Genomic DNA, 25,000 nt, shown 5'->3' with positions numbered 1-25,000 from the left:
GCGCACCCGCCGCCCGGGAATCCGTCAGCCAAGGATCCGCCACCCAGGAATCCGTCAGCCAGAAGTCCGGAGAGGAACCAGACCCGTGAGCCCCAGGCCGAAGGAACGACCCCCGAATGTGCCGCTGCGCAGACTGCTCCGACTGTTCCTGCCCCACCGCGCCCGGCTCTGCCTCCTGCTGGCCCTGGTCGCCGGGTCCTCCGTCGTCTCGCTCGCCCAGCCCTTCATCCTCAGGGAGATCCTGGACGTGGCTCTGCCCGAGGGACGGGAAGGACTGCTCACCGCACTGGCCCTGGGCATGGCGGGCGTCATCGTCGCTGGCACCGCGCTCGGCGTACTCCAGTCGTACCTGACGGTGGTCCTGGGCCAGCGGGTCATGGAGGACCTCCGGATCGCCGTGTACACGCACCTCCAGCGGATGTCGCTGAGCTTCTTTACCACGGCGCGCACGGGTGAGATTCAGTCACGGATCGCCAACGACATCGGGGGCATGCAGGCGACCGTCACCACCACCGCCACCTCCGTCGTCGGCAACGTGACGACGGTGGCGACCAGCCTGATCGCCATGCTCGCCCTGAATCCGACCCTCGCCGTCCTCTCGTTGGCGATGCTGCCGTTGTTCGCCTGGATCACCCGCCGGGTCGGCGACGACCGGCGGGACGTCACCCGCCAGTACCAGCGGAAGCTGGCGGTGATGTCCGCGCTGGTCGAGGAGTCGTTGTCGGTGAACGGATTCCTGCTCGGAAGAACCATGGGGCGCACCGGCACGCTGAACCGGGAGTTCGCCGGCCACTCCAGGGACCTCACCGACCTCGCCGTCCGGTCGACGATGACGGGCCGCTGGCACCAGTCCACGGTCTCGGTCGTCCTGGGCATGATGCCGGTCGCCGTCTACTGGGCGGCCGGCACCGTGGGAATCGACGGACAGGGTCCGACGTCGATCGGCACCGTCGTCGCCTTCGCGGTGCTTCAACAGGCGCTGCTCGGACCGTCCGTATCGATCCTGCAGATCGGCATCGCCGTCCAGAGCTCGATGGCCCTGTTCGAGCGGGTCTTCGAATACCTGGACCTCCCGGTCCACGTCCCGGAACCGTCGCGCCCCAAGGCACTCCCCCGGCCCCGGGGACATGTCGAGTTCCACGCGGTGCAGTTCCGCTACCCGGGCGCCGCCACCGGGTTGTCCGACATCGACATCGACGTACCGGCGGGGGGGAGCATCGCGATCGTCGGGGCGACCGGTGCCGGAAAGACGACCCTGGGGTACCTGGCCGCCCGCCTCTACGACGTCACCGGTGGCCGGATCACCATCGACGGGACGGACGTCCGGGACCTGAGCTTCGACACCCTCGCCGCCACGATCGGCGTGGTGTCACAGGACACCCACCTCTTCCACACCACGATCGCGGACAACCTGCGCTTCGCCAAGGTCCGAGCCACGGACCAGGAGTTGGCCGAGGTGGCGCGGGCGGCCCACATCCACGACCTGATCGAGCGCCTGCCGGACGGCTACCAGACCGTCGTGGGAGAGCGGGGACACCGGTTCTCCGGAGGCGAGCGTCAACGCCTGGCGATCGCCCGGACGATGCTGCGCAACCCGCCGGTCCTCATCCTGGACGAAGCCACCAGCGCCTTGGACGTGCACACCGAACGGCTGATCCAACAGGCGTTGGCGACCCTCTCCGAAGGGCGCACCACGATCACCATCACCCACCGCCTCGCCACGATCGGGGACGCGGACCGGATCATCGTCATGGACCGGGGGAGGATCGTCGAACAAGGCTCACACCCCGAGCTCATGGCACTCTCGGGCCGCTATGCCGCGATGGTCGGGCCGAGCCGGCCCGGGAGAGGTCCGGGGAGTCGCTCCGGGAAAGGTCCGGGAAGCGGGACCGGCCTCGGATGACGCCGCACACAGTCCGCTTTCGAGGTCGAGCGCATCGCGCACAGCCGGACTGTACGCGACCCGCCGGGGCAGTACAGCCTGACGCTGCCCGGATCCGGCCCGCACCTGGTGACCTTGACCGTTCGTGGTGGCGGGGGTGGCGGTGGCGGCTCCAGCCCCGGCAAGTCCACCGGCAACGGAGGCGGCGGAGCCACCACGGTGTGCACCACGGCGCTCAACGGCGGTGACGCGATTCAGATCGTGGTCGGTGGCGGCGGCCACGGCGGCGGCCCCGCCAACCCCTACGCCCCCAACGGCGGTGCCGGGCGGCCGGAGCTACAACAACTCCGATGCACGACCTGGGGCTACGGCGGCAACGGCGCCAGGGGGAGCAACAACTACAGCCCCGGTGGCGGCGGTGGCGGCGGCGCGTCGAACGTCTTCGTCCTCGACGGCGACACGCTCGCGCAGGCACGTGGCGGCGCCGGCGGCGGGGGCGCCGGGCCGGTAGTCGGCTGGGCCACGGGCAGGGTCGTCCGGATCTCCCGGCGAACGTCCCCACCGTGGCGCTGGCTGACGCTCGCGCCGAGCTTTCCAAGATCGTGACGCTAGCCGAGCACACTGGCCGGATCACCGCCATCACCCGCTACGGCAAGCCCGTCGCCGCGGTCGTCCCGGCCGCGCTGTTGCACCTGCTGGCCGGGGCGCACATCGGCCCGCGCCCCATCGAAGCCTCCGAGATGGATCGGTTGGCCGCCCGGGCCCGGGCGGCCGTTCAGCGTCCGTCGAGCGACGACATCACCGACGCTGTCGACGAGGTCCGGGCAGAGGGAGCGGAGGGCGTTGACGTAGCGACCGAGTATTCCCGCGTCTCCAAAAAGATTGCAGCGCAGCTGACTGCTCATCAGCTATACCTTCAGACGCATGGCTGACGAGATCTTCGCGCACACTCGGCTTGCAGCAATCTACGACCCGCTCGATCCAGATCGCAGCGACCTTCACGCCTACCTGGACCTCGCTCAGCAACTCGATGCCAGGCGAGTGCTGGACATCGGCTGCGGCACCGGCGTCTTCGCACTTCTGTTGGCTGACCGCGGAATCGAGGTCGTCGGCGTCGATCCCGCTCGCGCCTCCATCGAGGTGGCCAAGAGCAAGCCGCGCAGCGAGCGGGTCCGCTGGATCTGCGGTGACGCAACGACCTTGCCCCCGTTGCAGGTCGACCTCGTCACCATGACCGCGAACGTCGCCCAGCAGATCGTCGCTCCTGACGCGTGGCAGCGCACGCTCAAGGAGGCTTACAAAGCCCTGCGACCCGGCGGGCATCTGATGTTCGAGACCCGAGACCCGACCAAGCGCGCCTGGGAGACGTGGAACCGCACAGCCTCGCACAGGGTTACGGAGATCCCGGGCGTCGGCGCCGTCGAGAACTGGGTCGAGCTGGTCGAGGTAAGCAGGCCCCTGGTGACGTTCCGCTGGCACTACATCTTCGCCACGGACAGGAAGCACTTCACCTCCGATTCAACCCTGAGGTTCCGGGAACGTCAGGACATCGAGGCGGACCTGACCGCACAGGGATTCGTACTGCACGAGGTCCGGGACGCACCCGACCGCCCGGGCAAGGAGGTCGTCTTCGTCGCTCAACGGCCCTGATCCTTGTGACTGGTCGAGATACCTGTCACCTGGAGCGGTAGCTGAGCTGTCAATCCCCTGGAAGCGTAGAGACCTTCTTTATGCGGCTTGGTACTGCTGATGGTGGCTGGCGCGTACTTCGCTGATGGTTCGTTCGAACTCCGCCGGCGGCAGTCCGCCGGCTGCGCTGTGCCTCCTACGGGTGTTGTAGAAGCTGCTGATCCAGGTGGCGATCTTGATTCGGGCCTCGGCTCGGGTGGCGAAGGTGTGCCAATGGATATACTCGACCTTGATCAGGGAGTTGAAGCTCTCGGCCGCGGCGTTGTCCAGGGCCGACCCCACGCGCCCCATGGACTGCACCACACCCAGCCGGTCGCACAGCTCGTTGTAGGCCGCCGACGTGTACTCACTCCCGCGGTCGCCGTGAAAGATCACGCCATCGACCGCACCGCCGCGGGTGGCGGCCGCCATCTTCAGTGACGCGGCGACCAGGCCGGCATCGTGGCGGGCCCCCATGGCATAGCCCAGCAGACGCCGTGAGAACAGATCGATGACCGTGGCCAGGTACAACTTGCCCTCGCCGGTGTTGACTTCGGTCAGGTCGCCGCACCACAACAGGTTCGGCGCGACGGCGTCGAAGTGTCGGCCGACGAGGTCGCGGGCGGCCTTGCGCCTGCCCTGACGGGTCAGAGAACGGCGCGTGGGCGGCTTACGGCCCTGCAGTCCGAGCTCGGCCATGATCTCGGCGACGGTGTTCACCGAGACCTTCCAGCCCTCGGCCCACAGGTCCAGGGTGATCCTCGGTGAGCCGTACGTGCTGCCCGACCGACGGAAGAAATGCGTGATCCGCTCGGCCAGCTTCACCCGCCTGACCTCGCGGTCCGTGGGCCGGTCGGGCCGGCGGCGCCACTTGTAGAACCACGCCTCGGACACGCCGAGCGCGCGGCAGCCGACGGAGTGCGGGATGCCGTGCTTGGTCCTCTGGTCACTGATCGCCCCGACGAGCGCCGCCGGGTCCGCCACAGCTACTTCACCCACAGGACCATGCAGCGTTTGAGGACATCACGCTCCATCTCCAACTCCCTTACCTGCTTGGCCTGTTCCGCAGCCTGTCGTCGCAGCCGGGCCAGCTCGTCCCGCTCCGACTCGCCCAGTGTGCCGTCACCGCCAGCCTTCCGTGCCCGGGAGACCCAGGTCGCAAGGGTGGTCTCGTTGATCCCCAGCTCCCGCGCGACCTCCGCAGCAGGCCTTCCGGTCTCCGCGACGATCCGCACGGCCCCCTCACGGAACTCCGCGTCGAACTTCCGCCTCTTCTCCGCCATGACTCCCAACTTCCCCTGCAGTCACGGTCTCTACGCTATGAGGGGAAGGTCAGCCTGCGGCAGGACCGCCCTGATGTCCAGCTCCAGGCGCAGGTCGCCGTTGCGCTGTTCCTCCAGTGCCAGGATCTGCGCACTGGTGATGAGGAACCGCAGGACGGGGCGCTCCATCCTGTCGGACGCGAAGGCCATGGTCTGGGCGGCCGACCCCAGCCAGGCGCGGCCGGCGTTGTCCCGGGGGGCGAACAGGTTCGTATCCAGCAGCAGAACCCGGCCTGCTCCCTCGTTCTGCGGGGTGTGGATCTCCAGTTGCAGCTCCAGGCTGTGCGTGCCTAGCGCCTTGTGGATCCACAGGCTGTCCTGGCGGGCCTTCACCGTGAACGTCCCGGTCTCCGTGTCGAACCGCAAGTCGTTCATACCGCGCCCATTCGTCGTTCGTGTCGTGCACTGCTGGTGGGGTTGTCCCGGCTCCCGGGGAACCGGGTTTCCTGAGCGCTGCGGCTCAGCCGCCGGACGCCTCACCCGCCGCCTCGCCGACCACGAAGATCCGGTCGGCGACCGTCCGTGCGACGTCGACCGGCAGTCCGGTCCTCTCCTCGAAGAGCTCCTCCCATTCGAGTTCGATGAAACCCTCGCCGAGGGTGAGGTTGTTCCTGGTCACCTGGGAGAGGTCACCGCGGTTCGCGCTGATGCTGAGGCTCCGCACCTCGGGCGGAAGCCGCTCCCCGGCGCGGATGTCGCGGATCCGGCCGGGCGGCGCCTGGAGGTAGGCGATCGCCGAGGACCTGTCCGGGACGGCGTCGCGGGCCTCGTCCAGGAGGTCGGCCCCGAGGTAGGAGCCGACGTGCAGCCGGTAGGGGCTGACCGAGTAGGCCCGCTCCACCTGGTCCATGACCAGGTCGCCGGCCGGCCGGGCGGCCGCCTCGATCACCCAGGCCGTTCCGTCCGCCGCGAACTTGATCTCCACGTGGGCGATGCCCCGGTCGATGCCCAGCGCGACACAGGTCCGCTCGGCGAGGCCGGTCAGCGCGCGGTCGCCGGCACGGTGACTCGGCACCAGGTGGGCGACCTCGGCGAACCAGGGCGGCGGGGACAGGTACTTCTCCGTGACGGCGAGGGCCTGCGCGCGGCCGGCCCCGCAGAGCACCTCGACGGACACCTCGTTGTCGGAGTCGACGTACTGCTCGACGAGGTACTTGTCCCCGCGGATCCGGTAGTCCGCCCGGATCCGCTCGACGATCGCCTTGGACTCCCGGAGACACCTCAGCGCCTCCTCGCGGGTGCCGGCCAGGACGACCCCGACGCTGCCGCCGAAGTCGTACGGCTTGATGACCACCGGCAGCCCGATCCGCTCGACGGCGGCCAGGAGCTCGTCGTCGGACCGCACGAGTTCGGAGCGCGGGGTGCGGACCCCGGCCGCCAGGAGGGCCCGCTTCATCGCGTGCTTGTCCCGGGTGTTGGTCACCGTCGCGGGGTCCAGCCCGGGCAGGCCCAGGGCACGGTTCACGTGGTCCGCCGAGGCCACCGTCCAGTCGTCGAACGGGACAATGACCCGCGGGTGCCAGCCCCGGACGGAGCGCGCGCGGATGGCCGTCAGCAGGGACTCCGGATCCCGGGGATCGGCCGACAGCATCTCGTCGAACACCCGGTTGCGGTCGCGCACCGCGTCCTTCGTTGCCGCCCAGACCGGCAGGCCGCTGGCTTCCTTGGCTCCGGAGAAGGCCCGTTCCCGGAGGAACCGCTCGGCTCCCAGCAGCAGGACGTATTCCTTCGTCGGCATGAATGCACCTCGGTTTCCGGGAATCGCTTCAGGACTGGAGGGTGTTCGCCGGCGGCGCGGCCCCGTCGGGCTCCCCGCCCTCCGGGAGGGCCCGGGGCACCGCCGTGCGGCGGCGCAGCGCCGTCGTGACGAGTGCGTCGAGCAGGCGGGTGAAGGTGATCCCCCGTGCTCCGAACATGGACGCGTAGTGGGAGCCCTCGGTGAACCCCGGCATCGTGTTGACCTCGATGAGGACGGGCCCGGAGTCGGTGAGGAAGAAGTCGATCCGGGCCAGCCCCGTGCAGCCCATGCCGCGGAAGATCCGTTCGGCGGCTCCGAAGAGCCCCTCCCGTTCCCCGGCGGTCAGCGGCGCGGGGCAGCGGGAACGGGCGGTGCCGCCGTACTTCGTCTCGTGGTCGAAGAACGGCTTGTCGTCCAGCAGGACCTCGATGGGTTCGCCCAGGTGGAGCCGGCCGTCGGCGGTTTCGAGGACCGCCGTGTTGATCTCCCGTCCGGTGATGACGGACTCCACCAGCACCTCCGGGGAGAGCCGGAACGCCGCGTCGACAGCGGGTGCCAGCTCGTCCCGCTCCGCCACGAAGGAGACCCCCAGGCTCGAACCGGCCGTGGCCGGCTTCACCACGACCGGCGGCTCCAGCCCTACCGGGTCCGTCCTCGACCGCAGGACGACGCCGGGCGCGGTGCGCACGCCGAGCGACTCGGCGACCAGCTTGGTGACCTGCTTGTGCATCGCCATCGCGCCTGTGGCCGGCGAGCAGCCCACGTAGGGGATCCGCGCCACCTCGCAGAGCGCGGCGAGGGCGCCGTCCTCGCCCGGCGCACCGTGCACCGCGGGGAACACCACGTCGCAGGCCTCCAGGGCCTCGACCGCGGCGGCGAAGGAGGAGTACGCGACGCCCCCGGCGTCCAGCCACCCGCCGTCCCGGGCGAGGGTGAAGGGGACCGCTTCGTACGTCCGCGGGTCCAGGCCGGCCGCGACGCTGTCGGCGCTGGTCCGGCTGATGTCGTGTTCCGGGCTGGTACCACCGCCGATGACGGCGACCCGGATGCGGCCGGCCGGAGTTCGGGAACCGAGCACGAGGAGCCCTTCCTTTCACATGCCGCCGGCCTGCGCCGTGGACTTGTCGCCGACCGCGTCACGCGGTTCTGCCGCGAGGACTGCGGACCTCTTGCGGAACGTGGTGCGGAACAGGTGGAACGCGGCCGCCGTGCCGACGGCGATCACGGTGCAGGACCCCCAGGTCACGAGGTGGGAGCCGGAGCCCGGTGCCCGGTCGAAGGTCAGCACCGCGAGCTGGTTGCCGAGCACGGCGCCGACGGCCCAGCCGACCGAGACGAACCCCAGGTACGCGGCCTCCTGCCCGCGCGGCGCGATGGCGTGTGCCGCGGTGTCGAGCGCCGGGCCGAGGAGCAGCTCGGAGAGGGAGAAGAAGACGATGAACGCGACGAGCTGGACGGCGCTCCGCCCGGTCATCAGGGCACCGAACGCGGCCACCATCAGGAGCATGCCCCGCACGATGACCCCGACGGCCTGGTCCGGGCGTTTGAGGACGATCCGGACCAGGAGGATCTGGGCGGCGATGATGATCACCGCGTTCAGGGTCGTGAAGACGCCGACCGCGCCCGGCGAACCGAGCACGTCCTGCGCGTGCAGCGGGAAGGACAGGGTGATCTGGCTGAAGCAGGTCCAGAACCCGATGCTCGCCACCATCAGCCACATCGCCGCCGGATCGGACAGGATGCTGCGGGCCCGCTCGACGAGTCCCATCGCCCGGGCACTGCCGGAGGCGGCCGACGCCCGGAGCCGGCTCACCGGGACCACGCAGGCGAGGTGCAGGACCGCGGCCGCGACCAGCAGCGCGGTGAAGTGGTCGTAGAACACTCCGCCGACCAGGGGCCCGAGGGCGGACCCGGCGTTCGCCGCGGTGCTGCGGAGGGCGAAGACCCGGGGCCCGTACACCTCGGCGGCCACCGCCAGGACCGCCTTGCAGGCCGGCACGAAGAAGGCGTTCCCCACCCCGAGCAGGACGGCACTGGCCACGATGGGAGCGGTCTGCCGCGCGGAGGCGAGGAGGAGGAACCCGGCACCGCCCGCCGCCATCCCGGCCACCATGAGCGCTCTCGGGGAGTACCGGTCGCTCAGGATCCCGGTGACGAACGTCCCGCCCCGCTCCAGCACGACGATCGTCGTCAGGACGGCTCCGCCGGCGGCGATCGACAGCTGGCGTTCGGAGGTCAGGTAGATCGCCAGAAAGGGCAGCACCAGGTAGGCGCCGCCCATGCTGAGGCCCAGGGCCGCCACCAGGACCGCGAGGTCCGACCTGCGCGCCCCGGCCCGGCCCGGCGGAGCGTCGTCACCGGCGTCAGACACCAGCGGAATCACCCACCCGTACGGGCCCCTGCGCCTGTTGCGCGGCTTCGTGGCGGGCGAGCAGTGCGCGCCGGTCGACCTTCCCGGTCGGGGAGAGGGGCAGCGCGGCGCAGAGGTGGATCGCCGCGGGGACGAGGTGGGCCGGGAGTTGCGCGCGCAGGTGCTCGCGGAGCGACGCCGGTGTGCACCCCGCGCCCTCGGGGACGACGAAGGCGACCAGCGACTTCTCCCCCGCCGCCGACTCGGCGACCGCCACGTGGCTCTGCCGGACCTGCGGATGCCGGTCGAGGTGGTGGAGCACCTCGCCGGGTTCGATCCGGTAGCCGTTGATCTTCACCTGGTCGTCCAGCCGTCCGAGGAAGACCACGGCCCCGTCGTCCCGGAGGCGTCCCCGGTCGCCGGTGTGGTAGAGGCGTTCCCGCCGCCCGCCGACGTCGTACTCGACGAACCGTTCGCGCGTCGCCGCGGGGTCGGCGAGGTAGCCCGGCGAGAGGCCCGGGCCGGCGAGGCAGATCTCTCCGGCCTCCCCCGCCGCGCACAGCCGGCCGTCGTCGACGAGGTAGAGCCGCGTGTTCTGGATCGGCCCGCCGATAGGCAGCGGGGTCTCGGACGGGCCCGCGGTGCGCACCGGGTAGCAGGTGGCGAAGGTCGTGCTCTCGGTCGGCCCATAGACGCTCACGATCCGGTCGGCGCCGTAGTGCCGCAGCGCGGCGGCCATGTGCCGCGGGGAGTGCGCCTCGCCGCCGGTGAGGACCGTCTCGACGCCCGCGAGCGTCGCGGGCGCCTCGTCCACGATCGAGTTGAAGAGCGCCGTCGTCAGGAAGACGGTGGTGACGCGGTGCGTCGCCAGCACCTTCCGCAGTTCGGAGAACCGCAGGAAGCCCGACGGGTACAGGACGCACGTCCCGCCGTGCAGCAGCGCGCCCCAGATCTCGAACGTGGCGGCGTCGAAGAAGACCGGCGACAGCTGCAGCAGCCGGGTGCCCCCGTCGAGCCGCGCGTACCTCGCCCCGTGGACCAGTCGGGCGATGCTGCGGTGGCGGATCGGGACCCCCTTGGGCGTCCCGGTCGAGCCCGAGGTAAAGGTGACGTAGGCGATGTCGTCCGGACCGGCGCACACGTCGGGGGCGGCGCCGCCCGCCGTCCCGCCCGCCGGCACGATCCGCCGGCCGGGCAGCCGGGCGCCCAGTGCCGGGGGCCGGTCGGTCACGACGGCGGTGCACCCGGTCCGGTCGAGCACGGTGTGCAGGCGCTGGTCCGGCCAGCCCGCGTCGAACGGGAGGTAGGCGCCGGCGCACTTGAGCACCGCGAGCAGTGCGACGACCAGTTCCGGCGAACGGTCACAGCACACGCCGACGACGTCGCCGCGGCGGACCCCGGCCGCGTGCAGCCGCGCGGCCAGGCCGTCGGCGAGGGAGTCCAGCTCCCGGTAGGTCAGGATCCGTTCCCCGTGCACGACGGCGGGCGCGTCCGGGACGCGCGCGGCCTGGCGCTCGAACAGCGTGGCGACCCCGAGGTCGTCGGGATAGCTCTTCCCGGTCCGGTTGATCCGGTCATGGACGGCCAGCGCTTCGGGGCCGACGACGAGCCTCCGCACCTGAGGTTCCCAATCTCTCGTTGATGACGTCCAGGACGAGCCGGCGGTGGGTCTCGAGGAAGAAGTGGGCACCCGGCAGTCCGACCAGCTCGTACCCGCGACCGGCGAACGCGGGCCAGCTCCGCATCGTGGCGGCCGGGTCGACGGGGTCGTCCCGGCCGTACAGCACCGTCAACGGTACATCCAGCGGCACCACCGCCCGGTCGTCCCAGAGTTCGGCGAGCCGGATGTCGTTGCGCACCGCGGGCACGAGCATCCTCAGCAGCGGCTCACTGGCCATCAGGTCCGCGGGCATGCCGCCCATGTCCCGCAGCGCCGCCCGGAACTCCGCGTCGGGCAACAGGTGGAGCGGGGGCGTGCGGGCCCGGTCCGGGCTCCGGCAGCCGGAGACGAACAACCGCCGGGTGCGGCCGGGGTGTTCGGCCGCGGCGAGGTGCGCCAGCTCGTAGGCCAGGCGGCCGCCGAAACTGTGTCCGAAGAACGCGTGCGGCGCCCGGAGGAGCGGCTCCAGCGCCTCGGACGCGCGGGTGAGGAGCGTCGCCCAGTCGGCGCACGACGGTTCGTTGACCCGCGTGCCCCGGCCGGGCAGTCTGACCGCCACCACCCCGACGTTGTCGGCGAGTTCGTCCGCCCAGGGGCGGAACAGCGCGGGGTTCCCGCCCGCGTACGGGAAGCAGATCAAGGTGACGGCCGGCTCACGCGTCGCATCCTTCAGCGGCAGCAGCCACCGGTCACCGTCGGAGGCCATCGTCAGCGCTCGTGGTCGCCGGTCGTCGCCGGCACGTTCCTGGCCAGGGTGACGACGAGTTCGCCGACGGTGCTGCCCACGAAGAGGTCCTCGGGCGGCAGGGCGTCCTCGCCGAACGCCTCCTCGGCCCGGGCGATCAGCCGGGCGGCCGTCAGCGACGTGCCGCCCGCCTCGAAGAAGTCGTCCTCGTCGTTCCGCACGGGGAGCCCGAGGTCCCGGCACGTCGTGAGCACCCATGCGTGCAGCCGCCGCTCGTGCTCGCTCACGCGCCCGCCCCCGTCTGCCGGGCCTCGAACGGCCTGCCCGAGCGCGTGGCGCTCACGAACCTGTTGTGCTCGTAGGAGTCCTGCCCGGACACCAGCACGTTGCCGAACCTCGCCAGGCTCGCCGAGCCGCCGAACTCCTCCAGCCGGTCGGAGTACGGGTAGACCCGGACCGAGGTGGGCAGGTAGCGGCCCGCGTAACCGAGCCGCATGCCGTCGGTCTTCCCGCTGTGCGGGTGGGAGGCGTGCATGAGCGTGGACCAGAAGATGATGAACTGGCCCTGCCGCATCACCTGGGAGACCGCGCTCGCCTCGTCCGGGCTCCAGTTCGGGTCCTTCTGCAACTGCCGGTAGTCGTAGCCGAAGAAGCCCCGGCGGATCCCGTTCTTGTCGACCCGGTTGATGGCGTCCGCGTCGTACGTCATGGACTTGGACTCGTCGTAGTTCATGGTCCGGTGCGATCCCGGGATGAACTGCAGGCAGCCCATGTCGACGGTCGCCTCGGTGAAGGCGGTCCAGACCGTGATGGTGCCGCCGAACCCGGCGTCCTCGGGCCAGACGATCTGCGGGTGCTTGGACCCCGCGACATTGGAGAAGTTGTCGGCCTGGTGCCAGTCGGTGCCCTCGTCGCCCGGATACTTCGGGAAGAACTCGCTGCGCCAGCACAGCACGTCGGGGCCGAGGATGCTCGCGACGCGATCGACGATCTCGGGCCGCGTGATGTGCTCGGCGAGGAAATCGACATCGAGGTGACGGTCGTAGTTGGCGAGGTTGGTACTGCCGGAGATCGCCCGGTCCTCGGCATAGACCGAGGTCCTGGTATTGAGCAGTTTGGGGCGCAGGGCCCGCAGATTGCGCTCCATCTCGTCCGGCGGATAGAGATCGAACGGCCCGATGTACCCGTTGCGGTGGAATTCCGCCAGCTCGTCGGCATCGAGCGAGAAGCTGCTCCGCTGCGTCATTTCCTGCCCTTCCGGTCGTGGATCCCGCGCAGTTTCCGGAGCCCCGCCTCGATGGCCCCGGCCGGCATGGCCGTGTAGCCGAACAGCAGTCCGTGCGCGGAGTTCGGCGGGTCGGTGAAGTCGCCCAGCGAATAGAGCCAGATCCCCGCCCTGCGCGCGGCCTGCACCAGCGGCCACATGTCGTGTTCGGCGCGGGCCGTCACGTGCAGCCCCGCCTCCGAGGGAACGAGGGTCAGCACGTCGCCGAAGTCGCGGGTGAGGACGTCGGTCAGCAGTTCGCGCCTGGCTCCGTACTCGGCCAGCAGCCCGCGCAGGTGGGCGGCGAATCCGCCCCCGGCCAGGAAGCGCGCCAGCGCGGCCTGCTCGACGCTCGGCGTGCAGACGTCCGTCAGGTACCTGGCCTTCGCCAGCGCGGGCATCAGCGCGGGAGGAGCGACCAGGAACCCGAGCCGCAGCATCGGGAGCATGACCTTGGAGAACGACCCGACGTAGACCACCCGGCCGTCGGGGCACAGGCTGTGCAGCGGCTCCAGCGGCCGCTCGGTGAACTTCAGCTCGGAGTCGTAGTCGTCCTCCACGATCGCCGCACCCCGCCGTCGGGCCCACTCCAGCAGCTCCAGCTTGCGGCGCAGCGACATCGCCGTGCCCAGCGGGAACTGGTGCGCCGGGGTGACGTGGACGAGCCTGCAGTCGTCGGGGATCTCGTCGACCACGAGCCCCTGCGCGTCGACCCGCACGCCGACGGGTTCCGCCCCCAGGCTGGTGAACAGCTGCCGTGCCGGGGGGTAGCCGGGGTTCTCCACCGCGACCCGGTCGCCCGGGCGCAGCAGCACCCGGGCCGCGAGGTGCACCGCCTGCTGCGCCCCGTTGGTGACGAGGACCTCGGCCGCCCCTGCCTCCAGGCCCCTGGACCGCCGCAGCCGCGCCGCGATGGACGCCCGCAGGTCGGCGTTCCCGCGCGGGTCGTCGTAGACCAGGAGCCGGGGCGGCATCGCGGCCGTCTCCTCGGTGAGGAGGCGCAGCCAGGTGTCCGTCGGGAAGAGGCGCGTGTCCGGCACCCCGGCGCGGAAGTCGTGGGCCGGGGTCGCGTTGAGCCGGGAGGGCGGTCTCGGAAGGTCCGCCCAGAATCCGAGCGGCGCCACCGGCTCTCCGGCCCGGTGTTCCCCCCGTGCGCCGGTGCGAATTCGCGCCGGCGCGCCGTTCCGGCATTCCAGGACTCCTTCGGCACCCATCCACGCGTAGGCCGTGCCGACCGATTCCTCGGGGACGGTCAGCCGCCGGGCCAGCTCTCCGGCCGGCGGCAGGGAATCACCGTTCCGCAAACCGCCCGCCATGACGGCGCTTCGGATCTGCCGGTAGATCTGGTGGGGCCAGGACAGTGGACTTTCTTGATCGAGAGAGATCTCCAGCATTCGTGTGCATCCCCCGTCGGCCATGGGCCCCTGATCGTGCGATCACGCTGAAGGATTCATTCGTGAGAAGGCGCTCGCCGCAACGGTTCGTCCCACCGGGGCGGATCTCACCCGAATGATGGTAGGCACCGGTCCGATCGTTAGCCAAGCCCCTTGGCCGTGCCGGTCCCTTTGCCGGATCCGGACCGGCCCCGGAGTCCGGAAGCACTTTCCACCTGCGGCTACCCGTTCGGTGCCGTTCCCCGGCCGCCCCCGTGATGTGACGCACATCACTCCGGGGTCCACCGGCCGTACGGCCCCGGGTGGTGGCCGCATGTGGCAGATCCCAGTCATTGCGGCCGAATCCGGCCGGGCGAAAGGATCGGTACATCACCCCGACACCCGCCCCGGCGCCCGGGCTTCGCCGTGCCCGCGGCGCGGCACCGGCCGGCGCCCCCCGGAGGAGAACCGTGTCCCGCACGAAGGTCGTCCCGATCCCGGCCATGGGCCGGCACAGCATCAACGCCTACCTGCTGCTCGGCCGCCGCCCCGTCATCGTCGACGCCGGGATCCCCGGCAGCGGCCGGCGGATCCACGAGCGGATCACCGCCCACGGCGTCGATCCCGCCGACGTCTCACTGATCGTCATCACCCACGGCCACATCGACCACTTCGGCTCCGCCGCCGAGCTGCACCGGCTCACCGGCGCGCCCCTCGCCGGACACGTCGCCGACCTCGGGCCGTACCGCTCGGGCCGGGTCCGCGAGCCCTACCTGCCCACCGGGCCGATGGGCCGGCTGATTGCCCGGAACCCGAACCTGCACGTCCGGGCCGAGCCGTTCGAACCCGCGGTGCTCGTCCACGGCGAGACGAGCCTGGAGGACTTCGGCCTCGCGGCGCGCATCATGCCCACCCCCGGGCACACCGCCGGATCGATCTCGGTCCTCACCGACGACGGCGACCTCGTCGCCGGCGACCTGATCGCGGGCTCCTTCATGGCCTCGTCCCCGGCAAGCCCGCCAACCCGCCCTTCCACGACGATCCGCGGCAGAACCTCGCCAGCCTCCGCGAGATGCTCGCCCTCGGCCCCACCGCCCTCCACGTCGGCCACGGCGGCGCGCTGGACCCCGGCCGGGTACGGCGGTGGGACGCCACGACCCGCGCCAGCCCTCGGCCTCGATGACCCGGCGCAACCAGCACACTCAGGTGAGCCACCAACTGCGGCCAAACTTGATAACCGGCCGCGGCAACCACGTCGTCACCGTCGCGGAGGACGAATGCGGGAGAGGTGATGTCCTCCAAGCCGCTTTCGCCGGCATCCTCTTCACCAGCACGGGCCAGGAGTGCGGCCAGCTCATCGTCGCCGCACACCGCCTCCTCGACAGCGGCGCCTTGCGCAGGCAGGAAGTCGGCGCGGTCGAGATAGAAGAGAGACGCAGGACCACGTACATCGAGGACGGGCAGCACCTCACGCAAGCGGTCCTCGTCAACGAGTTCGTGACCGGACAGCTTGCTTGAAGCGCCGACCATCAGCGGGGCGACCTGCACGCTCGGCACGGTGATGATGCTGGCGCCGCCCAGGACGACGATCCCTGTCCACAACGGCGGACACAACTGCGAGCGAGGAGAGACCACGACGTTCGCTCCGTCCAAGGAGGAGAACTCCACTGGTTTCACCGCCAGCTGTGTCCAGAGCTCCCGGGCCCGGTCAAGCAAGAGATCGCTAGCCATGACCGTATCGTGTCGGGTCCCACGCTCCTGGACGACTGATTTACAACGAGGCACCAGGCGCCCTCGCACCACGCTTCCGCTCGCGGCACCACGAACCCCACGAAGCGACAACAACCCCGACTCCCCGTCGCGGACATGTAGTCTATGAGTCGTCGCAGTTCAGAGCCGGTTCACAAGCTCCTGCGGTCGGTAAAGTCGACGAGATCCACCGTCTCAACCCGCGCACCAGCACGGGGGCGGAGGCGGCCGACTTCCTCAAGGACCTCACGGAGCGGATCTCGGCGACGTTCGTGTACGCGGGCATCGACGTCGCCGACACCCCGCTGTTCTCCGGGGTGCGCGGCGCGCAGTTGGCCGGACGTACCTCACTGATCGACTGCGACCCCCTGCCCGCCCGCATCGGCGACCAGACCCCCTTCCGCTCCACCGTCGCCGCGTTCGAGAACGCCCTCGACCTCACCGCACACCGCCCCGGATCCCTACGCCGGCTCGTCCCCTACCTCCACCAGCGCACCGCCGGGCGGATCAGCAGCCTCTCCCGCCTCATCCGCCAGGCCGCGATCACCGCGATCCTCGACGGCACCGAGAAAATCACCAAGACCTCACTGGACGCCATCACCCTCGACCACCTCGCCGAACACCACCACCGACCAGTCCGGCCCGCAGCAAGGCGACGGTGAACGCCCTCCCCCCACCCGCAGCCACCACCAGGCCAGAGGCGGACGGCAGCCCCGCCCCCAGGCACCTGGCGCAGCACTCCCCGGGCGGTCCGCCAGCCACCCCCGGACCCGGTCCGGTGGCCGTGCCCGGCATCCGGCCGCTCCCGGGCTTCCTCACACCGGCTCCCACTCTCCTGGACATCCGGCCGCTGCCCGCCGAAAGCACCACCTCCCGGCTGCAGCGCCTCGCCGACGCCCACCACCTGGCGCCCGCACACCTGCTGGACGGCCTCGCCATCACCACGAGCGGCCGCCCCAGCCGCACACCCGCAGGCAGCGAACTCCACCTCGACCGCACGGCGCAGCACCGCCTGGCCGCGTTCACCCGCCTCCCCCACCACCACCTCGCCCTCGCCCTGCCCCACCTCGGTACTACCTCCCCCGCGGAGCCCGGCCTCGTGCTTGCGGGCCACGCCGGCGGCCACGCCTGGTGGCACAGGCTCGACCCCCGACACGCACCGCTGCGGGCCTGCCCCACATGCACGCTGCGCCGCACAGCCGGTACCACCAACCACGCCCTCGCCTACCTGCCCGACCACGCCAGACTCTGCCCCCGCCACCACCACTGGGCCGCCGGCCCCCACCACAGCCTCAGTACTGCATCGCTCCCCGAACTCGACACCGCGTACAGATCCCATCAGCGCCTGCAGCACCGGACCGACGCCGCGGACGCGTGGACCTGGGCCGCCGCGATCACCACCCGCTGGCACGACCACTCCACCCACACCGCCCTGACCGCCCGCTGGCGCCGCCGCCGGTACCTCCTCCAGCACGCCAACCCCGACGTACAGCCCGTGCACCGGCTCCTGGACACTCCTGGCCCGAGACGCCGTCACCTACCCCGAAACCGTCACCCTCGCCCGCACCCTGGCCACCACCCCACCCTTCCCGGCCCCCCGCCACGGCAGAGCGGACCCTCGCGTGCATGCCTTCCTCGACCACACCGCCCGCGCGCTCGGCCTGCCCCACCTCACCCCGCTGCCCGGCAACCTCCTCACCACCTGGACCCACCACCACACCCGAAACCGCTGAACACCCAGGCCGGCCCGGCTGCAGCCATCCCCGCCCCCAGCGCATACAGGGCTCTCAACCAAACAGCGGGAAACCCCACCCTTTCTCACGCTATCCGCAAGTACTCAATCAACCACCAAAACCAGCAGGTCAAACAACCCTGACCGCCAGCCAGCAACACCCCCGAGAACCGGCCCCCACCCCCGAACACCACCCCACCACCGCCTGGCGCTTCTCAACCAACCCATCAACCCCAAACCCAAAAACACGACCGCTCAGCCGAACACCGACCCGCCACACCAACCATGATCACCGGGCGCAGACACCGGGACACACCGGCGAGCAGCCGAGGAACCAGCACCGGGCAGGGAACAGCAGCGGGCGGGGAGCGGCGGCAGGCGGTCGTAACGTTACGTTTCGCACTATCTTGCTGCACCGATCCACCGGCGCAGCACTCTCCGGGAACAGCGGGCGGCAGGCACCGGAGAGCAGCGGCCTGCAGCACCTGCCGCAGGTGCCGGTGCGCGGCAGGCGAAGGCCGGCCCCGGCATCGGCCACGACGACGACGGGCGCATCGGCCGGGACAGCAGCGGGCGCCCGGGGGCCACCGAATCACCCACCGGACACCACCGGCACCCGCGTCAGCCAGGCTCCTGGGGCCGCCAGGGCCGGCGTGAACCTTTGGGCCTCGGGGGCCCGTTCGACTGAGTGGTTGGGCGGTGCGTCCGGCCCGGTGCCGTGAGGCCGGGCCGGACAGGAGACACGCCGGCCGTCGGTGTGGAGTGGCGACGTGTCGGGTGATGAAGCCCCTCACCGGAGTCCTGGTCCGCGCCATCCGGAACGAGACGTCCAGAAAGGGAATCCATGAGGACAAGAATCCCCAAGGCTGTACCGGCCGTGCTGCTGGCTACGGGTGTGTTTGTCATGGTCGCCGCCGCTCCCTCATCAGCAGCGGACTTCAAGGGCAGAGCGTCGTACTACACCCCCGGTCTGGGGGCGTGCGGCTGGGTGTCCAACCCAAACCAGGACGTCGTCTCGTTGAACTCCGCGATGTTCGGCGGCGGGTACCCGGGTCCCAACTGCGGACGGAAGATCAACGTTACGTATGGCAAGAAATCGGTGACCGTGACCGTGGTCGATGAAGCCCCGGGCGAGCCGATGTACGGCATCAGCCTGACGGAAGGGGCGTTCCAGAAACTCGCTTCCCTCGACACGGGCGTGATCCAGGTGAAGTGGCACTGGGTCGACTCCAAGCCCGATCCGCAGACCACGACCCCGAGGTGGAAGCCCAAGCCCGATCCGGGGCCTTCCACCCCGGTGCGGCCCGGGACCCGGGCGCAGCTCACTGCCGCACAGCCTGCCCCCCAGCCACAGCCCGACACCGCACGGACTTCACCCCACCCGCGTTGAGCTGCACACCAGGTCGACCGTGGTCACCTGGTCCGCCGTCCCCGGGGCACTACGGCCCCGGGGACGGCGGGCGGATGCGGCCCGGGACTCGGCTACCGGGGGCGGGTGAGTCGGGTGGTGCGGGCTGCTCGGTAGGCGGCGACGGCGTCGGGCGACGGGCCGGGCGACGGCTGCCAGGCTCCGGTCAGCCCGCCGACATACGGGTGCCACCGGCTGTCGGGCCCCAGGCGTAGCTGTACACCGGTGTGCTCGCTGGTGATGTGGTTGCCGTCCGCCTGGATGGATCCGCGGGCGGTGTGACAGTGACAGATACGACGGCCCCAGTCTGCGCCGCCCCCGCTGCCGGCAGCGACTTCCCAACCCGGCCCGCCGGAGTTCGCGGACAAGGGGCATGCGGCTGCGCTCGAGCAGCTCGCTGCGGCTGCTGGCAACCCGGGCCGGGAGGACAAAGCCCGACAGCGAAGCGAGGCGGCGGATATGCTGCTCGGTGCCGAGCAGGCGGAGCAACTGAAGCAGCGGCTGCTGGAGGCTGGCCGACGGCTGCACGACGACCGTGTCGCCGACCCCACCTGACCCACAGCACCTGGCCTTGGCCCGTTCTCCCGAGCGGGAAGACGGGCCAGGTGCATAGCCGGGTACGGCACGGCCGCTCAGACGTACAGGTAGCGGTCCACCAGGCGCAGCAGTGCCTGGGTGTTCAGGAGTGCGGCGAAGGCGAACTCGGTGCGGTAGGTGTGGGCGGACGCCTTGTGCGCGCTCAGGTGCCGATTGAACGTGTGCTGGCGGTCGACGCCGTTCAGGAAGACGTTCTTCATCGCGGTGACCAGGAGGATGGCCGACAGCCTTCGCAGCTGGGAGCTGCCGGTGTAGGCGCCGAGGACCCCGATGATCACTTTGTGGCTGCCGGTGTTCGGGTCGGCCGGGAAAGTGCCCTGGGGGAAGTAGCTGCGCAGCCAGGCCCGGCCGTGGGCGGCCATGAGGGTGTCCAGCACGTTGCCCAGCAGGGCCTGCGCCGGTGCGTCGTGGCCGTCGCGGATGCAGGCAGCGGCCTGGAGGGTGAGCGTCCGCAGATCGAGCAGGTCGGGGTGGTCGACCTCCTCCAGGCTGGCTTCGACGTCCTCGACCAGCTCCAGGCGGTGGTCGGCCAGGTACTGCCGCCGAGCCGCCGTGCTGGGCAGGGCAAGGAGCGCGTCGACGATCTCCGCACGCGGTGCCCAGGCCAGGCAGATGCCGTCCTTCGCGGCGACGCGCAGCAGCCACGTCCACTGCTTGGCGTCGAGGCCGGTCAGGTTGTCCGGCAGCCAGTCCTTGATCAGCTCGCGGACGCCGGCGAACCCGGCGAACAGGTCCTTGGCGACGGTGCGGCTGATCTCTTCGGCGATCCGGTTCAGCGGCGAGGAGTACGAGGCCGCGAAGTCGTTCTGGATCAGCCGCAACGAATCGTTGAGGAGGCCGGCCCGCACCTGGGCGGCCGCGCCGACAACCCCCAGCACGTCCTGCAGCGCAGAGCTCTGCCCCGCGGTGAAGGTGGCCATCGCCTCCCGCAGACCCCTGGACAGTACCGGCAGACCGGTGAGCGAAGCGGTCAGGTCGGGACCCCGGAACGTCAGTTGCGCGCTGAGACCGGAGGCCGCGAAGTTGTTCTCGAACAGCCGCAACGAATCGTTGAGGAGGCCGGCCCGCACCTGGGCGGCCGCGCCGACAACCCCCAGCACGTCCTGCAGCGCAGAGCTCTGCCCCGCGGTGAAACCGGCCATCGCCTCCCGCAGGCTGTCGAACAGCGCCAGCGGCCGGACGATCGAGGCGGTCAGGGCGGTGTCGATGAGGTTCAGCCTCGGCTTCACCACGGCGTTCACCGCCGCCACGATCCGGGCGTTCTGCTGGGCCCCGATCGACGCCATGGCGTCGATCAGAGGCTGGTTCACGATCCGGTTTGATGCCAGCCAGCTGCGCCCGCAGAGGACCCAGCGGGTCGTAGTCCCGGGGCAGCAGCTGAATAATCCTCACCTGGCCGGCCGCCGCCTCCGCGACTGCGGTTTCCCCGTCGTCCCGCACTTCGGGTTCGCTGGTCTGCTGCTCCGGATCCTTCATAGACGTCAGCATCCCGCACCCGGCCAACACCGCTCCCGGATTTTCCAGGGGCACCGGGGCTCAACACCGGCTGCGGAGCCGCTGACGGCAGCGCCGCAGAGGTGACCACCACGTCGGGAAGGCCGAGACGGAGCCAGGGCCGGGCGCCAGGCAGTGCCGCCCCGACCCCCGCCCCCACCGCGAGCGGCCGGCACCAGCCGGACGCGAGAGGAGAAGGCCCGCCGCCCGGGCCACCAGGCCGCGGCCGCCGAGCAGGCCGCCCTGCGCTACGGGCGCGGCCACCTCCTCGACCTCGGCCGGGTGCACACCGCGTTCGTCGCCGACGCCCGCGCCCGCGGCGAGGGCTGCGGGCCGCTCCCCGCCCCCGAGCACCCCGCCGGTCCGGCCGGGGACATGTACCGGCCCGCCGCCGAGCTCGCCTACACCGCGACCACCACCGGTGGCCGGCGGCGGCTGCGGGCGTTCATCGAGCGCCACCGCCCCGGGGCCGGAGACGAGCAGACCGCGGCGCAGCTGGCGGCCTGTGCCCGGGTATGGGAGCAGGCGGGCGACGACGGGTCGGGACGGGCGTGGGAGCGGCACTGGAGGGCGTTTCCGCGGCTGCTGGTGGTCCTGGCCGGCACCCCGGCCGCCGCCATCGATGCGGCGGTGGCGGACCTGCGCCTGGCCGCCGAGGAGAACCCGGCCGTCGCCGACCTGCTCACCGCCGTCCCCGATCTGCGTCTCCATCACCCGGATCCGGGCGGAAGCGGCCGGCTGGCCGATGCCGACCTCCCTGAGCTGCCGAGCCAGGCGAAGGCGATGCTGGCGTCGAGGTCGGCGGCGTACCGCACCAGGCAGTCGTACAGCCGGGCGGTGGTCTCCAGGTCCAGCCGCACCTCGCCCCGCACCCGCCACAGCCTGAAGGTCTCGGCGGTGTGGCGCAGCAGGGCGGTCGCGAGGGTGGCCGGGGTCAGGCCCGGCCGGCGGCGTCGAGGAGGCGGGGCGGGAGGTAGGGCGAGCGGACCCGCACGGCCCAGCCGCGGGTGCGGCGGGCGTGGCAGGCGAGGGCGAGGACATCGAGGCTGAGCGGGGCGCCGGTGTCGGTGCCGCGGTCGGCGACACCGTGGTGGTCGCGGTGGGCCTCCAGGGCGTCCAGCAGGGCGAGGTCGAAGCTGGTCGCGTCGCCCCCGAGGAGCTGCGAGAGGAGGACGGCCGGGGCCGGGAGGTAGCCCTCCCGGATGCGCTCCGCCTCCTTCAGGGCCAGCTCGGTGGCCGGGATCGGGTCGGCGCCGCGGAGGTGGTCGTGCAGGGCGGTGCGGTAGGACGCGAACGGGGAGCGGTCCTCGGCGGCGATCGTGGGGCCGGCCAGGACGATCGGTTCGAGGTCCTCGGGGGTGCCGGTGATCAGGGCGTAGGAGAGGGCCGTCTGCCAGAAGGCCGGGCCGAAGTCCCGGTCCCGGCGGGCGGGGAAGCGCAGGCTGCGACCGTCGATCGTCGCCTCGGCCTCGGTGCCCGGCTCGGCGAGGGCGGCCCGGAACGCGGCGGCTCCCAGCTGGGAGCCGAGCCGCAGGGTGGCGGTCACGGCGTCGGTGGCGTCGTCGGACTCCGAGGCGCGCGCCGCGAGGAGGTAGGTCTGGTAGCGCAGGGCGCCCGTGAGCTCCCACGCGTCCAGCGGCTCGCCCTCCTTCGGCGTGACGGCCTCCAGGGTGCGCCGCTCGAACCGCGCCTCGCTCTCCGGGCTGTACGGGCGGGCCGGGCTGGGCCGGTCGAGGTGGACGGGCCCGGCGGCGAGCGCGGCCACGGCGTCGGGGCGCGGGTCGCGGCCGAAGGCGTGGACCCGCGCCCTGGGCGTCTCGAAGCCGGTGACCAGGGCGTGCGGGAGGTAGTCGCTGTCGACCCCCGGGGACCATCCGTAGGTGCGGTACGCGAGGGCGGCGAGGGCGATCGGGAGCAGCGGCAGGAGGCTCGCCGGGCCGGTGCCGTGCGGTCCGTCCTCGAGCAGGGCGAGCAGGGCGGCGTCGAAGGCCGCGCGGTCCCCGTCTGTGAGGGCGCACAGGGCGCGCACGCCGGGCTGCAGTCCGGCGGCGGGGCCGGTGCTGCCGGCCGGGACGCCGTCGTCCTCGTAGAAGTGGGCCAGGAGGCCGTCGACGAGCTCGAGGGTGGGCGTGGCCGGCTCGTCGGCCATCAGCTGCCGGGCCCAGCAGAAGGCCTCGCCGTGAGGGGAGACCTGGTCGGCGACGATGGCGAGGCAGAACGCGTCGAGCCACTCGCGGGCGCTGACCCGGTGGCGGGGGTCGCGTTCCTGTCCGTGCTCGCGGTCGTAGCTCATCCCGAAGTTCGGGTAGTCGAGGAAGACGTGGAAGCTGTCGACCGGGTAGTAGGCGGCGAAGGAGACGGCGCCGGCGGCGGCCGCGGTGGCGTCCCGGAGGACGGCCCTGGCCTCGGCGGTGTGCAGGTCGGGCCGGGTGGTGGAGAGGGCCCCGAGGTAGTCGAGGAAGGAGTCGGCGATCAGCTGCCACTCGGTGGTGGTCATCAGACCGGCGCGGGAGTAGGAGTGGACCTGCCTCCCGATCCGGTTCACGAAATCCTCGCGGGCTTGCGCCACCCGCGTCCCGTCCACCTGGTGACGTTCGATCCGCACAGTCCTGCCCCCTTGATCATCGGCTGCCCCCAGCCTAGGCAGCGGGTCGGACACTGGGGTCGGAGGGGCCGCCGGGAGCGGTTCCGGCGAGTGACCAACACGGGGAGCGAAACCGCGGAGCAGGGTTGGGACGGACCCTTCCACCGCGTCCGAACGTCGACCACGCCGTGGTCGCCGCGCTGTACCAGTTCCGGATGGCCACGGCCGAGCAGCTGCGCGTCCTGCACACACCCCCGACAGCCAGCCGGAGCTGATGCGCCGCCGGCTGCGACGGCTACGCAAGGAGAGCCTGGTCGAGGACGTCTTCCTCCCGCAGGCCGGGAAGCTGCGGGCCTGGTACCTGACCGAGCGGGGCGCGCGGATCGCCGCCCGCTTCCGCGAGATGGCGTGGCCTCCCCGCCGCTGCCCGAGGACGATACCGAGGCGAGGCTGCGGGTCGGGCACATCCTCGCCGTCACCCGCACCCAGGCCGCGTTCGTAGCCGGCGCCCGGAAGGTGGGGGACGAGTGCCAGCCGGTGGACTTCCTGCCCGAGGTCTACCACCGCTACGGCGAAGGCCCAGGCGGCGCCGTCATCCCCGACGGCCTGCTGCACCGCCGCGGGCGGCCGAAGGCTGTGCCGGGCGTTCGTCGAGGTCGACCGCGGCACCATGGCCAGCGAGAAGCTCGCCGCCAAGCTGATCGGCTACGCCCGCTTCCGCGACCACCACCCGGGTCCCCGCCCATCTGCGGCGCACCGCCGGCGCGCAGAGCATCCTGCCGGCCTGGCAGCAGCACTACGTGGTCTTCCCGCGGCTGCTGTTCGTCCTCGCCGACACCGGCGAGCGTGCCGCCCGGCAGCGCATCCGCGACCTCCAGAGCATCGCGGACGCCCACCCCTTGGTCGCCCGGATGCTGATGACTGTGAAGGCCGGCGCCGCCCGCCTGGACGACCTGGAGCAGCACGGCACCAGCGCGGCCGTCTGGCGCACCCTCACCGACCACACGCTGCCCCTATGCGGGGCCTGGCAGCTGTAGGACGCAGCGGGCAGGCCGGGGCGGGGCGGCATCAAGGTGTTCTGCCCTGGCATCGAGGTGTGGGGGTGGTCAGCGGGCGCTGCCGAGGTCGCGGTCGGCGTCGGACCCCTTGAGCATCAGGGTGGTCTCCTCGATGCGCTGGAAGCGGCCGTCGCGGGCGAGGTCGGCGAACACGTAGACCTCCATGCTCACGGTCGAGCCGTCCTTCTTCGTGATGTGGCAGGTGTGCCGGTCGGCGTAGCTGCCGCCGTCGTAGAGCTCTTCGTGGACCTCGACCTCGCCGTCCGCGACGAGCGTGCGCAGGTGGGCGATGTGGGCGAGGAACTGGGCGCGGTCGGCCCACTCGCCGTCGGTTCGCTGGCGGTACTGAACTTGATTGCGTGATGTCGGCTGTTGCTGAGCTCAGCCGTCCATGATCAGTCCGGTCTCGGTGAGGCAGGCGTCGATCAGATGGGCT

Annotated in this window: 22 protein-coding genes and 4 pseudogenes; 11 read left to right on the top strand and 15 right to left on the bottom strand. The window is 71.4% G+C overall.

Annotated features, from left to right (window positions below; translation table 11 throughout):
• The first annotated feature begins 124 nt into the window (after nucleotides 1-124).
• The 4 genes from AB0J08_RS29495 to AB0J08_RS29480 all read left to right on the top strand — a co-directional run bounded on the left by AB0J08_RS29495 (nucleotide 125) and on the right by AB0J08_RS29480 (nucleotide 3,532).
• Entirely contained in the window at nucleotides 125-1,903 is a 1,779-nt protein-coding gene (locus tag AB0J08_RS29495) for an ABC transporter ATP-binding protein (protein ID WP_360640913.1), read from the top strand.
• A 114-nt stretch (nucleotides 1,904-2,017) separates the two neighbouring features.
• Entirely contained in the window at nucleotides 2,018-2,488 is a 471-nt protein-coding gene (locus tag AB0J08_RS29490; protein ID WP_360640839.1) for a hypothetical protein, read from the top strand.
• Nucleotides 2,446-2,814 carry a type II toxin-antitoxin system prevent-host-death family antitoxin gene (locus tag AB0J08_RS29485; protein ID WP_360640837.1) on the top strand — a complete coding sequence of 123 codons (369 nt, stop codon included), beginning with the start codon at nucleotides 2,446-2,448 and terminating at the stop codon, nucleotides 2,812-2,814. The genes AB0J08_RS29490 and AB0J08_RS29485 overlap by 43 nt, the downstream gene beginning before the upstream one ends.
• On the top strand, nucleotides 2,807-3,532 hold the full coding sequence (locus AB0J08_RS29480) for a class I SAM-dependent methyltransferase (RefSeq protein ID WP_360640835.1): 726 nt from the start codon (nucleotides 2,807-2,809) through the stop codon (nucleotides 3,530-3,532). Before AB0J08_RS29485 ends, AB0J08_RS29480 begins: the two co-directional genes overlap by 8 nt.
• 78 nt (nucleotides 3,533-3,610) lie before the next feature.
• On the opposite strand, the gene AB0J08_RS29475 is transcribed toward AB0J08_RS29480, so the two are convergent.
• The 11 genes from AB0J08_RS29475 to AB0J08_RS29425 form a co-directional block, all read right to left on the bottom strand.
• A complete protein-coding gene (locus AB0J08_RS29475) occupies nucleotides 3,611-4,534 on the bottom strand; it encodes an IS3 family transposase (RefSeq protein ID WP_360640833.1) in 924 nt (307 codons plus the stop codon).
• A 2-nt stretch (nucleotides 4,535-4,536) separates the two neighbouring features.
• Entirely contained in the window at nucleotides 4,537-4,833 is a 297-nt protein-coding gene (locus AB0J08_RS29470) for a transposase (RefSeq protein ID WP_360640831.1), read from the bottom strand.
• Between the two features lie 30 nt (nucleotides 4,834-4,863).
• Entirely contained in the window at nucleotides 4,864-5,247 is a 384-nt protein-coding gene (locus tag AB0J08_RS29465; protein WP_360640829.1) for a hypothetical protein, read from the bottom strand.
• Between the two features lie 85 nt (nucleotides 5,248-5,332).
• A complete protein-coding gene (locus tag AB0J08_RS29460; RefSeq protein WP_360640827.1) occupies nucleotides 5,333-6,610 on the bottom strand; it encodes an ATP-grasp domain-containing protein in 1,278 nt (425 codons plus the stop codon).
• Nucleotides 6,611-6,638: 28 nt separating this feature from the next.
• A complete protein-coding gene (locus tag AB0J08_RS29455) occupies nucleotides 6,639-7,688 on the bottom strand; it encodes a D-alanine--D-alanine ligase family protein (protein WP_360640825.1) in 1,050 nt (349 codons plus the stop codon).
• A gap of 15 nt (nucleotides 7,689-7,703) precedes the next feature.
• Nucleotides 7,704-8,981, bottom strand: a complete 1,278-nt coding sequence (locus AB0J08_RS29450) for an MFS transporter (RefSeq protein ID WP_360640823.1) — start codon at nucleotides 8,979-8,981, stop codon at nucleotides 7,704-7,706.
• Entirely contained in the window at nucleotides 8,974-10,578 is a 1,605-nt protein-coding gene (locus AB0J08_RS29445; protein WP_360640821.1) for an amino acid adenylation domain-containing protein, read from the bottom strand. The genes AB0J08_RS29450 and AB0J08_RS29445 overlap by 8 nt, the downstream gene beginning before the upstream one ends.
• The gene (locus AB0J08_RS29440; RefSeq protein ID WP_360640819.1) at nucleotides 10,535-11,326 is read right to left on the bottom strand and encodes an alpha/beta fold hydrolase; all 792 of its coding nucleotides are present in this window, start codon (nucleotides 11,324-11,326) and stop codon (nucleotides 10,535-10,537) included. The genes AB0J08_RS29445 and AB0J08_RS29440 overlap by 44 nt, the downstream gene beginning before the upstream one ends.
• 2 nt (nucleotides 11,327-11,328) lie before the next feature.
• Nucleotides 11,329-11,592 (bottom strand): phosphopantetheine-binding protein, encoded by a 264-nt coding sequence (locus AB0J08_RS29435; RefSeq protein WP_360640817.1) that lies wholly within the window; start codon nucleotides 11,590-11,592, stop codon nucleotides 11,329-11,331.
• Entirely contained in the window at nucleotides 11,589-12,551 is a 963-nt protein-coding gene (locus AB0J08_RS29430) for a chlorinating enzyme (RefSeq protein ID WP_360640815.1), read from the bottom strand. The genes AB0J08_RS29435 and AB0J08_RS29430 overlap by 4 nt, the downstream gene beginning before the upstream one ends.
• A complete protein-coding gene (locus AB0J08_RS29425; protein WP_360640813.1) occupies nucleotides 12,548-13,963 on the bottom strand; it encodes a PLP-dependent aminotransferase family protein in 1,416 nt (471 codons plus the stop codon). The genes AB0J08_RS29430 and AB0J08_RS29425 overlap by 4 nt, the downstream gene beginning before the upstream one ends.
• A 482-nt stretch (nucleotides 13,964-14,445) precedes the next feature.
• Between AB0J08_RS29425 and AB0J08_RS29420 the strand changes: the two genes are divergently transcribed.
• Complete coding sequence (locus AB0J08_RS29420; protein WP_360640911.1) at nucleotides 14,446-15,234, top strand: MBL fold metallo-hydrolase; 789 nt, start codon at nucleotides 14,446-14,448, stop codon at nucleotides 15,232-15,234.
• Here the strand turns inward: AB0J08_RS29420 and AB0J08_RS29415 are convergent.
• Nucleotides 15,158-15,472 (bottom strand): annotated as a pseudogene (locus AB0J08_RS29415) (GNAT family N-acetyltransferase); the annotation flags it as partial. The gene AB0J08_RS29420 and the pseudogene AB0J08_RS29415 overlap by 77 nt on opposite strands.
• A 395-nt stretch (nucleotides 15,473-15,867) precedes the next feature.
• On the opposite strand from AB0J08_RS29415, the pseudogene AB0J08_RS29410 reads away from it, so the two are divergent.
• The 3 genes and pseudogenes from AB0J08_RS29410 to AB0J08_RS29400 form a co-directional block, all read left to right on the top strand.
• Nucleotides 15,868-16,353, top strand: a pseudogene (locus tag AB0J08_RS29410) (ATP/GTP-binding protein); the annotation flags it as partial.
• Nucleotides 16,350-16,946 (top strand): annotated as a pseudogene (locus tag AB0J08_RS29405) (TniQ family protein); the annotation flags it as partial. The pseudogenes AB0J08_RS29410 and AB0J08_RS29405, both read left to right, overlap by 4 nt.
• 1,354 nt (nucleotides 16,947-18,300) lie before the next feature.
• Nucleotides 18,301-18,813 (top strand): RlpA-like double-psi beta-barrel domain-containing protein, encoded by a 513-nt coding sequence (locus tag AB0J08_RS29400; protein ID WP_360640811.1) that lies wholly within the window; start codon nucleotides 18,301-18,303, stop codon nucleotides 18,811-18,813.
• Nucleotides 18,814-19,463: 650 nt separating this feature from the next.
• Here the strand turns inward: AB0J08_RS29400 and AB0J08_RS29395 are convergent.
• Nucleotides 19,464-20,738, bottom strand: coding sequence for a hypothetical protein (locus AB0J08_RS29395; RefSeq protein WP_360640809.1), 1,275 nt, complete (start codon nucleotides 20,736-20,738; stop codon nucleotides 19,464-19,466).
• A 319-nt stretch (nucleotides 20,739-21,057) separates the two neighbouring features.
• Between AB0J08_RS29395 and AB0J08_RS29390 the strand changes: the two genes are divergently transcribed.
• Nucleotides 21,058-21,972 carry a hypothetical protein gene (locus tag AB0J08_RS29390; RefSeq protein WP_360640807.1) on the top strand — a complete coding sequence of 305 codons (915 nt, stop codon included), beginning with the start codon at nucleotides 21,058-21,060 and terminating at the stop codon, nucleotides 21,970-21,972.
• Here the strand turns inward: AB0J08_RS29390 and AB0J08_RS29385 are convergent.
• The gene (locus AB0J08_RS29385; RefSeq protein ID WP_360640805.1) at nucleotides 21,857-23,527 is read right to left on the bottom strand and encodes an immunity 49 family protein; all 1,671 of its coding nucleotides are present in this window, start codon (nucleotides 23,525-23,527) and stop codon (nucleotides 21,857-21,859) included. The two genes, AB0J08_RS29390 and AB0J08_RS29385, sit on opposite strands and share 116 nt — an antisense overlap.
• A gap of 125 nt (nucleotides 23,528-23,652) precedes the next feature.
• On the opposite strand from AB0J08_RS29385, the gene AB0J08_RS29380 reads away from it, so the two are divergent.
• On the top strand, nucleotides 23,653-23,781 hold the full coding sequence (locus AB0J08_RS29380; RefSeq protein ID WP_360640803.1) for a hypothetical protein: 129 nt from the start codon (nucleotides 23,653-23,655) through the stop codon (nucleotides 23,779-23,781).
• Between the two features lie 525 nt (nucleotides 23,782-24,306).
• Nucleotides 24,307-24,543: a hypothetical protein gene (locus tag AB0J08_RS29375; RefSeq protein WP_360640801.1), complete on the top strand. Its 237-nt coding sequence runs from the start codon at nucleotides 24,307-24,309 to the stop codon at nucleotides 24,541-24,543.
• Nucleotides 24,544-24,612: 69 nt separating this feature from the next.
• On the opposite strand, the pseudogene AB0J08_RS29370 reads toward AB0J08_RS29375, so the two are convergent.
• Nucleotides 24,613-24,909 (bottom strand): annotated as a pseudogene (locus AB0J08_RS29370) (nuclear transport factor 2 family protein); the annotation flags it as partial.
• Nucleotides 24,910-25,000: the final 91 nt, after the last annotated feature.

This window comes from Kitasatospora sp. NPDC050463, assembly GCF_040655255.1.
GTDB lineage: Bacteria > Actinomycetota > Actinomycetes > Streptomycetales > Streptomycetaceae > Kitasatospora.
This window is presented reverse-complemented; position numbering and strand designations above follow the sequence as displayed.